This window comes from Rhodoferax sp., assembly GCF_037143375.1.
Classification (GTDB): Bacteria; Pseudomonadota; Gammaproteobacteria; order Burkholderiales; family Burkholderiaceae_C; genus Rhodoferax.
In genome coordinates, this window is record NZ_JBAWYV010000100.1 from 1 (window position 1) to 11935 (window position 11935).

The 11935-nt window shown below is 56.1% G+C and carries 20 protein-coding genes and 1 pseudogene; 18 read left to right on the top strand and 3 right to left on the bottom strand.

Features of this window, described 5'->3' with window-relative positions:
- The 13 genes from WCG50_RS13630 to WCG50_RS13690 all read left to right on the top strand — a co-directional run.
- The coding region (locus tag WCG50_RS13630; protein ID WP_336900148.1) for a glutamate--tRNA ligase family protein at positions 1–1103 on the top strand (1103 nt) is incomplete at its 5' end.
- A gap of 34 nt (positions 1104–1137) precedes the next feature.
- Positions 1138–1842, top strand: a complete 705-nt coding sequence (locus tag WCG50_RS13635; RefSeq protein ID WP_336900149.1) for a hypothetical protein — start codon at positions 1138–1140, stop codon at positions 1840–1842.
- An 89-nt stretch (positions 1843–1931) separates the two neighbouring features.
- Complete coding sequence (locus WCG50_RS13640) at positions 1932–2528, top strand: zeta toxin family protein (protein ID WP_336900150.1); 597 nt, start codon at positions 1932–1934, stop codon at positions 2526–2528.
- Positions 2528–2662, top strand: coding sequence for a hypothetical protein (locus WCG50_RS13645; RefSeq protein WP_336900151.1), 135 nt, complete (start codon positions 2528–2530; stop codon positions 2660–2662). Before WCG50_RS13640 ends, WCG50_RS13645 begins: the two co-directional genes overlap by 1 nt.
- A gap of 3 nt (positions 2663–2665) precedes the next feature.
- Positions 2666–2818, top strand: a complete 153-nt coding sequence (locus tag WCG50_RS13650; RefSeq protein ID WP_336900167.1) for a DUF4357 domain-containing protein — start codon at positions 2666–2668, stop codon at positions 2816–2818.
- Between the two features lie 72 nt (positions 2819–2890).
- Positions 2891–3031, top strand: coding sequence for a hypothetical protein (locus WCG50_RS13655; protein WP_336900152.1), 141 nt, complete (start codon positions 2891–2893; stop codon positions 3029–3031).
- Positions 3032–3240: 209 nt separating this feature from the next.
- Positions 3241–3861 (top strand): glutathione S-transferase family protein, encoded by a 621-nt coding sequence (locus tag WCG50_RS13660; RefSeq protein WP_336900153.1) that lies wholly within the window; start codon positions 3241–3243, stop codon positions 3859–3861.
- Positions 3862–4058: 197 nt separating this feature from the next.
- Positions 4059–4487 (top strand): hypothetical protein, encoded by a 429-nt coding sequence (locus WCG50_RS13665; protein ID WP_336900154.1) that lies wholly within the window; start codon positions 4059–4061, stop codon positions 4485–4487.
- A gap of 144 nt (positions 4488–4631) precedes the next feature.
- Positions 4632–4880 carry a hypothetical protein gene (locus WCG50_RS13670; protein ID WP_336900155.1) on the top strand — a complete coding sequence of 83 codons (249 nt, stop codon included), beginning with the start codon at positions 4632–4634 and terminating at the stop codon, positions 4878–4880.
- A gap of 23 nt (positions 4881–4903) precedes the next feature.
- Positions 4904–5518 carry a DUF938 domain-containing protein gene (locus WCG50_RS13675; protein ID WP_336900156.1) on the top strand — a complete coding sequence of 205 codons (615 nt, stop codon included), beginning with the start codon at positions 4904–4906 and terminating at the stop codon, positions 5516–5518.
- Positions 5519–5530: 12 nt separating this feature from the next.
- The gene (locus WCG50_RS13680) at positions 5531–6004 is read left to right on the top strand and encodes a YeeE/YedE thiosulfate transporter family protein (RefSeq protein ID WP_336900157.1); all 474 of its coding nucleotides are present in this window, start codon (positions 5531–5533) and stop codon (positions 6002–6004) included.
- Positions 6001–6408: a DUF6691 family protein gene (locus WCG50_RS13685; RefSeq protein ID WP_336900158.1), complete on the top strand. Its 408-nt coding sequence runs from the start codon at positions 6001–6003 to the stop codon at positions 6406–6408. The genes WCG50_RS13680 and WCG50_RS13685 overlap by 4 nt, the downstream gene beginning before the upstream one ends.
- Before the next feature lie 69 nt (positions 6409–6477).
- Entirely contained in the window at positions 6478–7029 is a 552-nt protein-coding gene (locus WCG50_RS13690; RefSeq protein WP_336900159.1) for a pseudouridine synthase, read from the top strand.
- Positions 7030–7060: 31 nt separating this feature from the next.
- Here WCG50_RS13690 and WCG50_RS13695 read toward each other — a convergent pair whose 3' ends face one another.
- Entirely contained in the window at positions 7061–7396 is a 336-nt protein-coding gene (locus WCG50_RS13695) for an HPF/RaiA family ribosome-associated protein (RefSeq protein ID WP_336900160.1), read from the bottom strand.
- A 64-nt stretch (positions 7397–7460) separates the two neighbouring features.
- On the opposite strand from WCG50_RS13695, the gene WCG50_RS13700 reads away from it, so the two are divergent.
- From WCG50_RS13700 to WCG50_RS13715, 4 genes are all read left to right on the top strand, one after another.
- The gene (locus WCG50_RS13700) at positions 7461–7760 is read left to right on the top strand and encodes a hypothetical protein (RefSeq protein WP_336900161.1); all 300 of its coding nucleotides are present in this window, start codon (positions 7461–7463) and stop codon (positions 7758–7760) included.
- The gene (locus tag WCG50_RS13705; protein ID WP_336900162.1) at positions 7717–8112 is read left to right on the top strand and encodes a VOC family protein; all 396 of its coding nucleotides are present in this window, start codon (positions 7717–7719) and stop codon (positions 8110–8112) included. Before WCG50_RS13700 ends, WCG50_RS13705 begins: the two co-directional genes overlap by 44 nt.
- A gap of 196 nt (positions 8113–8308) precedes the next feature.
- Positions 8309–8719: a hypothetical protein gene (locus WCG50_RS13710; protein ID WP_336900163.1), complete on the top strand. Its 411-nt coding sequence runs from the start codon at positions 8309–8311 to the stop codon at positions 8717–8719.
- 11 nt (positions 8720–8730) lie between these two features.
- Positions 8731–10281, top strand: coding sequence for a methyl-accepting chemotaxis protein (locus tag WCG50_RS13715; RefSeq protein WP_336900164.1), 1551 nt, complete (start codon positions 8731–8733; stop codon positions 10279–10281).
- Between the two features lie 24 nt (positions 10282–10305).
- On the opposite strand, the gene WCG50_RS13720 is transcribed toward WCG50_RS13715, so the two are convergent.
- Positions 10306–11226, bottom strand: coding sequence for a DHHA1 domain-containing protein (locus tag WCG50_RS13720; protein WP_336900165.1), 921 nt, complete (start codon positions 11224–11226; stop codon positions 10306–10308).
- 99 nt (positions 11227–11325) lie between these two features.
- Here WCG50_RS13720 and WCG50_RS13725 point away from each other — a divergent pair, with 99 nt between their 5' ends.
- Positions 11326–11616 (top strand): 2Fe-2S iron-sulfur cluster binding domain-containing protein, encoded by a 291-nt coding sequence (locus WCG50_RS13725; protein ID WP_336900166.1) that lies wholly within the window; start codon positions 11326–11328, stop codon positions 11614–11616.
- Between the two features lie 20 nt (positions 11617–11636).
- Here the strand turns inward: WCG50_RS13725 and WCG50_RS13730 are convergent.
- Positions 11637–11935: pseudogene (locus WCG50_RS13730) on the bottom strand (ribosome biogenesis GTPase YlqF); the annotation flags it as partial.

Below are 11935 nucleotides of genomic sequence, written 5' to 3' on the forward strand. Positions count from 1 at the left end.
CGGGCGACAAATGGTGCATCTACCCGATGTACACCTTTGCCCACCCGATTGAAGATGCGCTTGAGCAGATCACCCACAGCATTTGCACCCTCGAATTTGAAGACCAGCGCCCGTTTTACGACTGGCTGATGGCGCGCCTGATTGAAGGCGGCCTGCTGAGCGCCCCGCCGCCCAAACAGTACGAATTTGCCCGACTCAACCTCACCTATGTCATCACCAGCAAACGCAAACTGGCCGCTTTGGTGTACGACCACAAAGTGAGCGGCTGGGACGACCCACGCATGCCAACAATAGTCGGCCTGCGCCGCCGGGGTTATACGCCCGAGAGTTTGCGACTATTTGCTGACCGCATTGGCGTCACCAAGAGCGACAGTTGGATCGACTACAGCACGCTCGAAGGCTGCCTGCGCGAAGACCTGGAAGTCAAAGCACACCGCGGCATGGCCGTGCTGAACCCGGTCAAACTCGTGCTGACGAACTGGGATGAAGTGATGGGCACCGACCACTTGGAGCCCTGCACCCAGCCCGCCCTGCCCCACCCACCCGAAGGGGTAGAGCCACCGCCCCCGCGCCACTTCACCATTGGCAAAGAGGTATGGATTGAACGCGAAGATTTTGAAGAAGTGCCGCCCAAAGGCTACAAACGCCTGTTCCCCGGCAACAAGGTGCGCCTGAAAGGCGGCTACGTGATCGAATGCACCGGCTGTGCCAAAGACGCCGCAGGTGTGATAACCGAAGTGCTAGCCACCGTGGTGCCCGACACCAAGAGCGGCACCCCCGGCAGCGACCTGGTCAAGGTCAAAGCCGCCATCACCTGGGTCGGCGTGGCCAACGGCGTCCCCGCCGAAGTACGGCTGTACGACCGCCTGTTCAGCGATGCCCAGCCCGATGCGGGCGGCAAAGACTTTTTGGAATGTTTGAACCCGAACAGCCTGAAGGTCATCAGCGCATTTGTGGAGCCCTCATTGGCGAATGCGCTGCCCGATCAGAAGTTCCAGTTTGAACGGCATGGCTACTTTGTGGCGGATCGGGTGGACCACGTTCAAGGAAGCAAGCCGGTGTTTAATCTGGCGGTGGGGTTGAAGGATAGTTGGGGGAAGTAGCTAATGCCGGTAAAACTGAAGTCTCATTTGCCCCATGAAAAACCAATATGTCGCAGACATCAATGATTTTCGAAAGTACGGTCTCATTCGTGCTCTATTTAGTGACGGGGCACTGAGCTGCGGTATTTTTTGGCTACTGACAACCGATGACATGCGCAATGACGGTCAATTTCTGGAATATCTTGACAAACCAGAGCGCTGGAAAAAATACGACGCGGAGCTTTTTCACAAGCTTCATGGAATGGTGCACACGCATCGTGCAAGGACTGTAACTCGCGTCCAACAAGATGCCATCTTGCCAAATGCGAGATACGTTGATGACTTTATTGCTGACAATGCTGCGGCACGCACAACTCTATTTCAAGATGTTCTATCGCGGCTTCATGGCATTGATGTCGTTTTCTTTGACCCCGATAACGGACTTGAAATCAAATCGCGCCCGTACGGCAGAATGAACTCGAGCAAGTTTCTGTTTTTCCATGAGGTGAAACAGTCGTACCAATTTGGCCATTCATTGCTAATTTACCAACACTTTCCTCGAGAAGAGCGGCAGGGGTACATGAAAAAACGGGTAACACAGCTAAAACAAGCCACAGACGGGAGTACTATTTTTAGCTTCGCTACCTCGAACGTTTGCTTTCTTCTCATAGCGCAAGCTAAACACCACGAAACACTTAAAAACGGGATTGAATTAGTGAGACAAAGATGGGGTACCCAGTTTGATGTTGCGACATACTGAATGGAGAAAAAGTCAGCGCGCAGTTCGTCGCCAAGCCACGCTTTGGCCCCTACTTTTTGTGGCCGCAGGATTTTCACCTTAACTGAGCCATGCCCAGCACATCCAAGCCATCACCCCGAGTCGTCATCTTTGCTGGCCCAAACGGCGCGGGCAAATCGACACACGCAGACGCCATCCTCGCAACGATTGGCATTGAAACCTTTGTCAATGCCGACTACATCGCACGCGGCTTGTCCGGGCGCAATACGGACGCAGTGGCGTTTGAGGCGGGTCGCATCATGCTCAAGCGGCTGCATCAATTAGGTGATGCCGGGGCAGACTTTGCTTTTGAATCCACCCTTTCCAGTCGAAGCTTTGCGCCTTTTTTGCGGCGACTCAAAGCACAAGGCTATTTGGTGGCTATTTACTACTTTTCGCTGGCAAATGCCCAATTGGCGATACGCCGTGTGAAGCTGCGCGTAGTTCTGGGTGGCCATGATGTGCCTCCTGATGTAGTGCGGCGGAGGTTTGGACGAAGTTTGAACAACTTCTTTACTATGTACGCGCCAATAGCCGATGAATGGGTATTGTTCGATAATTCGTCTTCCTCTCAGGCCTTACCTGTGGCCACACAATTCGCAACCCAACTGACCGTAACGGAGACTGCAACATGGCACAAACTGAAAAAACTCAGCCAAGTCGTTTGATGCCTTCCCCCAAGGCGCTGCAAAAAGCCTTGGAGCAATCGGCCAAACAGGCGCAGCGCATGGCCGATGCCTTTGGCGTTGTCGTGCCGGGCATCAAGCCCAAGCAAGCCAACACGGCTCGCCACGCTGACTAAACCATTTTCACCCGCGACCATGTGTTCGCCAGCCCCAGCATGGCCGCCATTGCGGTGATGGGGCGCTCGGCCAACGGCTGGCTGGAGTGGAAGACCGATCAGGGCCAGACTTTGGACGGCGCCAAACGCCAGTCGGTGAGTTTGGCGGGCGCATAGGTACTATCTTTTAAATAGCTGCTTGCGCTTATAGGACGGGGGCTTGAAGCATAAAACCCCCCCATTAATGTCATGATCAACCCCATGATGGTTATTAAAACAAATCTCCCCGCATCATCCACGATGGCCGACGCCCTTTTTCTCAAGGTTCGCCAACGTGTGCTGGCGGATCTGCTTGGCAACCCGGGGCGCAGTCTCACGCCTCAACTCTGAATCCCCGGCACCCGCGCAGCACCCAGTTCCACCACTTCAGGCACGGCGCTGTCCACATCGACCACGCGGTGCAAAAAACTGTGACTAGTGCCCAGCTGTTTGGATTGGCAGGCCGCAAAGCCCCACTGCAGTATGGGCGCCCCAGACCGCCCTAGAATCCGCCAAACCAACCCGCGCGGGCTGCTGCGCAACCACTACAGGACATCACCATGAGCCAACTCAAACTCACATATTTCGACTTTAACGGTGGCCGCGCCGAGCCTGCGCGTTTGGCCCTGCACATGGGCGGCATTGCGTTTGAAGACAGCCGCTTTGGCTTTGCCGACTTTGCCGAGGTGCGCAAGTCCACGCCGCTGGGTCAGGTGCCGGTGCTGCATGTAGATGGTGTGCAGGTGACCCAAAGCGACGCGATCACCCGCTACGTGGGCAAGCTCACGGGCCTGTACCCCCTTGATGCATTTCAGGCGCTGCTGTGTGACGAGGTACTAGACGGGGTGGAAGATGCCAACGTCAAACTCGGCACCACCTTCGGCTTGACCGGTGACGCGCTCAAAGAGGCCCGCACCGCGCTGGTCAATGGCGCGCTGCCTCAGTATTTGGGTTGGCTGCAAACGCAGTTGCAAGCCCACGGCGGCCAATACTTTGCCGACAACCGCCTGACCATTGCCGATCTGAAGGTATTTACCTTTGTGCGCGGGCTTACTTCCGGCCGCTTGGACCATGTGCCGACCGATCTGGTTGAAAAAATTGCCCCGCTACTCGCCGCCCACACCCAGCGCATTGCCCAGACACCCGCCATTGCGCAGTACTACGCCAAGCTTGGCGGTTGAGGGTAAAAGGGGAATTCGGATCTCGGCAAGGCAGGATATTTCTATCCTGTGCGCCACCTAACCGTGCGTCTCTTTGATCATTGCGCGTAAACCTGTGTTTCGATTTGATTAGACGGTATTGACATTTGAAAGGGTTGACCAAATGATGAAGTCATACATGTCGAACCTACCGAGAATCACGCACGGAGTTGTTAGCGATGCAAGCGCAATGGCCAGAAAACTCAGATGAAATCAACGTTTTCATTGTTGAAGGAACGCATCGTCTTGCCACGATTTCCATCAACGACTATGGTTTTTTGCAGTCTGCCAAGATGGCTCAAACCTATCTGGACCGGGCCATTCAAATTCTTGACTTGAAACGAAGTCGCGACAGGGCTTTTCTGTCTGAAATCGGGGCACTGAAGTCAACTGCCAAGGAAATTTTGCAGGAATATGCCCAATTTGAAACATTCTGCGGCGAGTGTGAGCGCTTCGATCATTTGGTCACCCACAGTTGGATCGAGTGGCTATCCAAGTGGTTGGTACGCGCAAAATCCAGAGGCTATCTCGAAACCGTGGGCCATCTTCTGGCCTACAAAATTCGCGCTTTTCACTCAAGGGTTTGTTCGCTCTTGACGGATAAATAGCGCTTTTGTTGATCGCACTGAACACGGCGATGCACGAGCGCTTGGTAGCACCCGGCAGGAGCCGTTCTCGCACAACATAAGCCGCAAAACGGGTACGTGGAGGTTTCGGTTAACCTTCCCCCCTCATAAATTATGGAAATCAACATGAAAAAACTCAGCATCACCATCAAATTAGACATGAATGTCCCCGATGAATGGGAACTGATTCAAACCTCTGAAGGCGGCCAGGTGATCAAGCTTCCCGACAACCAATTCATGGACATGGCGATTGAACCCCTGTTTGCCAGCAACCCCGAAGAAACCTGGACCAGCACCGAGAACGACGATGTGTTAAACGACATTCTGGACATGGTCGAGAGCGAAGACGTCTCCTACGAGTTCGTCGCTGGCTAAATCTACGGGCCAACACCTGCGTCATGTCTCCACCTGACTTCAGCCCTGCGGCAGACCGCAACAAGCAGCCCATCCTTGAGGTGCTGAGCCAGGTGCTCCCTGAGTGCGGCAGCGCGCTGGAGATTGCGTCGGGCACCGGCCAGCATGCGGCCTGGTTTGCCGCTGGCTTGCCGCAGTGGGACTGGCAACCCACCGATGCACAACCTCACGCGTTGACGAGCATTGCAGCGAATGCAAGCCAACAGGGTCTGGAAAATATACGAGCGCCGCTGCTGCTGGACGTGATGGCCCCGCGCTGGTTGCCCGACGATGCGCGGTTTGACCTCATCTACTGCGCCAACATGCTGCACATCGCACCGTGGGCAACTTGTGCCTCACTGATGCGTGGCAGCGCTCGGCACCTGGCACCGGGCGGGCGACTGATCACCTACGGCCCCTATCTGGAAGATGATGTACTCACCTCACCGGGCAACCTCACGTTTGACCAGAGCCTGCGCGCGCAAAACCCCGGCTGGGGCATTCGAGGGCGCGGCGATGTAGAGAAAGAAGGTGGTCGTGTCGGCTTGCGCCTGATGGCACGCCACGCCATGCCGGCCAACAACCTTTTGCTGGTGTGGTCGTTTGCGCATCCTCCCTGATAATCCATCGCCATGAACTTATATACATCCATCTTCCCCCACGGCTGGCAGCATTACTTGCTGGGCGGGGTGCTGATTGGCACCGGCGTGTCCTTGTTATTCCTGTTCACAGGGCGCATCGGCGGCATGAGCACGCTGTTTTCCAGCACCTGGTCCTTTGCGGTGCAACGGCCGTTTTTTCAGCAGGCAAGATTCGTGGATTCGCGCAACTGGCGACTCGTCTATGCACTGGGCATGATCCTGGGTGCGATGGTCTGGTGGCTGGGTTGGGCGGGCGGCGCACCTCAGACCACGACTGTGCCGGCATGGCAACTGGCTGTGGGTGGCTTTTTTGTGGGCTACGGCGCGCGACTTGGCAACGGCTGCACCTCGGGGCATGGCATTTGCGGCTTGGGTTCGTTGCGCTGGCCATCGCTGATGGCCGTGCTGACCTTCATGGCCACCGCCTTCCTGACGGCCAACCTCGCGGCCAGGTGGCTGGCATGAGGGCGGCACGCGGTTTGGCCACTTTGCTGGCAGGTGCACTGTTTGGCTTCGGCCTGGCGTTGTCCACCATGATTCGGCCCGAGGTGGTGTTGGGATTTTTGCGATTCTCAGATCTCGGCTTGATGCTGGTTATGGGCGGCGCCGTGCTGGTAGTGGTGGTGGCCTACAAACTGGCGCCCCGCCTGCTGTCCAAACCCTTGCTGGGTGACCAATTTCATGTGCATCCCAGCGTCTGGAACCGTGACACCGCAGTGGGATCAGCCTTGTTCGGCGTGGGTTGGGGCCTGTGTGGCGTGTGTCCCGGCCCGGCCATTGCGAGCCTGGGCACCGCTAATTGGAGCCTGTTGTGGGCGCTGGGAGGTATTGCCTTGGGCGCGCTGGTGCAAGGCCTGAGGGCCAAGTGATATGCCTACGTGCCACATCGAAATGATTGAAGAACGCTCCCTTGAGCAGAAGAAACACCAAACCTCCAAATGAGTGCTTTGGACCGAACCCCACGCCTGATCCGTTTCAATAAACCTTACGGCGTGCTCAGCCAGTTCACCCCCGAGGGGCGCTGGCGCGGGCTCAAAGACTTTATCGACATTCCCGGGGTCTATGTTGCAGGGCGGCTCGACGCCGACAGCGAAGGCCTGCTGCTGCTCACAAACGACGGCAAGCTCCAGGCCCACATTGCCGATCCGCGCTACAAGATGGAAAAAATCTATTGGGTCCAGGTGGAAGGCCTGCCCGATGAAGCGGCGCTGGAACGCTTGCGACAAGGCGTGTTGCTGAATGACGGCATGACCTTGCCAGCGCGGGCGCGTCAGATGGTGCAGCCGCCCATGTTATGGGAGCGGGAGCCGCCGGTTCGGGTTCGGCAAGCTATTCCTACGAGCTGGATTGAATTGGGAATAAAAGAAGGCCGGAACCGCCAGGTGCGACGTATGACCGCCGCGGTGGGGTTTCCGACCCTGCGCCTGATTCGCGCTGCCATTGGCCCCCACTCGCTGGAAGGCTTGGCGCCGGGAACCTACCGGGAATAAACCGCTGGCAGGCCCGCAAGCTTGAGGGAATTTACTCTGGCAATGGCTCAGGCACTGGCCGTGAAGCACGTGCCAGGCTGCTTTCAATCAAACGGTTAAGTTTTTCGGCAGCACCGGTAACAGCCTGGTGCAAGTTGTCGGCATTGTTCGTTACTGCCAGAGGCGGACGGCCTTCCACGCGCGCTTCCATCGCGCAACGTTTGTCGCTTTGTCCGCCTTTGTGGCCGTTGGCATCGCTCAGATGAACCTCAACCCGCGTGATGTGCCCGCTGTGACGGCTTAAAGCGCTGGTAACTTCGTCCGAAGCCCAAGCGATCAGGGTTTCGTGACCTTCAATATGGTGGTCTGTGTTGATTTGGATTTGCATGTTTTCTCCTGTTTAGACAATTCATTATTAATCTTTTTAAGGCTTCCAGACAAAGAACAAGGGAATGTTTACCTTCTATTTTCTTGGGCTGGCTATTAATCAAAAATCTGCACCGCGCTTTGTTGAATTCGAAAATATTTGTGGCCTGACTAAATGTTTCTCACGCTTCAGTGCGCAGCCGCATCGCTCTCTGGAATTGCGCCAAGGTGAAATTAGTGCCAGCATGGCACCTCCCTCAGTGGGCTTGCAGAACCTTTTTCACAAGACTAAAATTTTTCGCCCCGGCGCGCTGGTGCGCCGCTTAACCTACGGAGGTCGTCATGGAAACTTCTCGTACTCAGCCCAATGCAGTGGGCTGGTTTGAAATTTATGTTGAAGATATCAAACGGGCCAAAGCGTTTTACGAAAACGTGTTTCGACACCCGATTGAGGCATTGCCCCAAACGTCTGGCAGTGACATGCAAATGTTGGCGTTCCCAATGAACGCAGCCGGAACCGGTGCCTCGGGCGCCTTGGTGAAAAGCCCGCAGATGAAGCCGGGCACCGGTGGGACGATGGTGTACTTTTCCTGCGCTGACTGCGCCATAGAGTCCGCGCGTGCCACAGCCCACGGTGGCGTGGTGTGTCAGCCCAAGATGAGCATTGCCCCCTACGGTTTTATCGCCATAGTTCAGGACACGGAAGGCAATACGATCGGTTTGCATTCCATGATGTGATGTAAGGCTGCCACTTTGGAGGCAATATTCTATTGACTCACCTTTGTGGCAGCAAGTCAGGCCAGCAGGCCTAGAATGAACATCTAATATTCGTGACAATTCTCAAGTTAAGTGAATTTTTTTCTTGACCGATAATAAATTACGAGTATTTATTTTCTTTTTAATCAAATTGTTTTAAAAATCAACTGCCTAAATCATGAAAAAATTACTTTCACTGCTTTTTGTGGCCTTCACGGCCTTGACCGCTTCCTCGTTGGCCCATGCCAACGAATTTACCGATCTGCGCACCGAGTTAAGCGCAGCACGCGAGTCACTCGTCACGATGATGACCAACAAAGACAAACGCGGCGCTGACCAACAAAAAATCGTCAAGGCCACCGCAGATGCCGTCAGTGCTCACCTCGCCAAGATGAAAGCGCCCGCCGGCAAGGAAGCCCAGTTCAAGGAACTGAACGAAGCCTGGAACGCCTTCAAGAAAACCCGCGAAGTGGACTTGGTGCCCGCCATCCTGGCAGGCAAGGACGATGAAGCACGCAAGATCGCCGGTGGCATTCAGAAAGAACGCATTACCAAATGCCAGCAACTCGTGGGTGATCTGGGCGGCTGATCCAGCACCCCATGACCAAATTTCTTGACCTGAAAATCGGCGCCCGCGTCGGACTGGCTTTCGGCGTGGTCATCATGACCATCGCCCTGCTGGTGATCTCGGTACAAACCAGCCTGTATAAGAGCGCGGCCAATTCGGTCGCCATGGGTGAGGGTGTACAAGTCCAGGCGCAAGCCTCTGAAATGCACCTGCTGGCCAAAGACAACGCGATTGCCAGCATGGTGATTTTGCTGTCCTCCAGCAGCGACCAGCAGGCCAAGCTGGCCAAGGAAATCGTTGACCGTGACACGCGCATCAGTTCGGGGCTGGATAAACTCGAGCGCGATCTGGCTGGCTCTGCCGACGACGCAGCCCTGATTTCAGAAGCCCGCAAGCGCCATGGCAGCTATGTCGCGGGCGTTCAGCGCATCGTCAAGTTGGTGCAAGGCGGAAAGCAAGCCGAGGCCGCTTATGCGGCTGACGAAGAAATGATTCCGATGCTGGCCCCGTTTCTCTCGGCCTTGGCCAAGCTCGATGCCCGTCAGGTTGCCAAAGTGCAGGCCACCGGCACCGAGAATGGCCAACTGATCGCCACCACGCGGCTTATCGCTGCGGGTGTAGGCCTTTTGGCAGCCTTGCTCGCGCTGGGCGCTGCTATCTGGCTGGTGCGCAGCATCACCCGGCCACTGGCACAAGCCGTCAAGTTTGCTGATGCCGTGTCCCAAGGCGATTTAACGCAGGAAATTGACGCCACCGGACGTGACGAAATTTCAGCCTTGATGCGTGGCTTGTCTTCTATGGAACGCAGTCTGGCCTCGGTGGTGCGCAATGTGCGCCAAGGCTCCGACGGGGTCGCCACCGCCAGCGCCGAGATTGCCCAGGGCAACATGGACCTGTCTGCCCGCACCGAAAGTCAAGCTAGCGCGCTCGAAGAAACCGCTGCCTCCATGGAGGAACTCAGTTCCACCGTCAAACAAAATGCCGACAACGCACACCAGGCGAACCGGATGGCCATGAGCGCCAGCACCGTGGCGATTCAGGGTGGAGAAGTGGTGGCGCAGGTGGTGGACACCATGAAAACCATCAACGAAAGCTCACGCAAGATTTCAGACATTATTCAAGTCATTGACGGCATTGCGTTTCAAACCAACATCCTGGCCCTGAACGCGGCCGTGGAAGCCGCCCGAGCCGGTGAGCAAGGGCGCGGCTTTGCCGTGGTGGCCAGTGAAGTGCGCTCGCTGGCCGGACGGTCCGCCGAAGCGGCCAAGGAAATCAAACTGCTCATCAACGCCAGCGTGGAGCGAGTCGCCCATGGCACCCATCTGGTAGACCAGGCCGGCAGCACCATGACCGAAGTGGTGAGCGCCATCAAACGCGTGACCGACATCATGGGCGAAATCAGTTCCGCCAGCAGCGAGCAGGCCTTGGGCGTGGCGCAGGTCGGCGAAGCGGTGGTTCAGATGGACCAAACCACTCAGCAAAATGCCGCTTTGGTCGAGCAAATGGCCGCCGCCGCCAGCAGCTTGAATTCACAGGCTCTGGAGTTGGTGCAGACCGTGGCTGTGTTTAAACTGGAAAATTAAGCGACAAAACATTAACGCCGGGGATCAAGACTCGGCGTTAAACGTGCCGCTCAGCAACTCGGGCAGGCGCTTGGCGTCGACCTTGAAACCGCAGGCTTGGGCATGGCCGCCCCCGTTCATGCTCTCTGCCAGCGGTATGCAGTCATAGCCACGCTGCGAGCGCAAGCCAGCCTTCACGACCCCGGTTTTATCGATGCTCCACATCAAGGCAAAAGTGCCACTCTTACGGGACAGCAACTCGCCAATCAGACTGTGAAACACACCCGGCGCGTTCACCATCAAGCCGCTCACACCATTAAAGATGAGGGGTTGTGCACTCTCGGCAATCAGGTCGGCGAGCTTGCTGAATTTCTCGTCCATCGCCTGGCCGCGTGCCATGAAACTGGCTAACTGCGGGGCATCAAAGGCGGCAATGGCCTGCCAGCGCTCAAACTCAAAGGGTTCCATGTCCAGCGCAGCCAGAAAACCGGCGCTCTCGGGGTATTGCCAGACCCAGATGTCGCGATCTTCAATAAATCGCACCAGATCAGGCACCGGTTTCGCCGGATGAAAAAACTCCCAGGCTAGGCGCGCGCCTGACTTGTGCATGTCGAAATGCACCACGCCACAACGGCAGGCAAAACCGGTCAGTTTTTCGGCCGCACTCTTGTGGTGATCGAGCATGACCAACTTGGCCGCTTGCTCTTCAATGCCATGCATGATCTCGTTGGAAAACGAAAAATCAAGAATGTAGACGGCCCGCCCCGTCAGGGCAGGCAGGTCAGACAGTTGCTTCACATCGCCATGATCAAGACCCAGAAACTCGGCTTTTCCCGCGTAATACAACCAGGCGGCCAGCGCGGCTGCAAAACCGTCCGGACAGTTACGACCGTGGTACAGAATGAGCGGCAAGGGGTCATTTTTATCGGGTTTGATTAGCAGACTGAGGGGCAAGATGTTTTTCATATCAAAAGGGGGTTTATAAAATACGCTATATATTTTATAGCTAGTTACGCAATAGATACGGGGGCTAGAGGGCTATTTAATGCTTAATACAATAGAGCCATGACCACCCCAGATAATCCTCTATTTTTTATCGCCAGCCTTGCAACTGACGGACAACAGGCCGATGCCTGGACAAATCAGCCCTTGCTGACTTCATTGGAGCAAGGCGGCCTGGACTGGCCCAGCTCTTGCCGCAATGGCACGTGCCGCACCTGTATCGGCCAATTGGTCAGCGGGTCGGTGCGCTACGAGATTGAATGGCCGGGCCTGAGCGCCGAAGAAAAAGCCGAAGGCTACGCCCTGCCCTGTGTGGCGTATCCCTGTTCTGACTTGGTGCTCAAGCGAGATTAATAATCTGCCGGGGCCAGCACTTATGGCGCTTCCCGATGGTTCGGGCGCGGAATCTTCTTGAAACGAATTTTGCGGTCCAGTTCAATCGCATCTTTCTTGACCTGGCGCTCGGCATCCAACTTTTCACCCGCTGCCAGCCATTCGGCAAATTCCTCAGGCGTTTCCAGGGTGATGCGGCCCATCACGGCATGGCGAAAGTCATAAATCGCAATCTCACCGGCTTTTTGCATATTGACCCGCTGCCCACCCAGCAAGGCGCCGCGTTTGCGGCCAATGGCTTCCAGCAGTTGTTCGTCGGTCATGGCGGCCACGCCTTCGA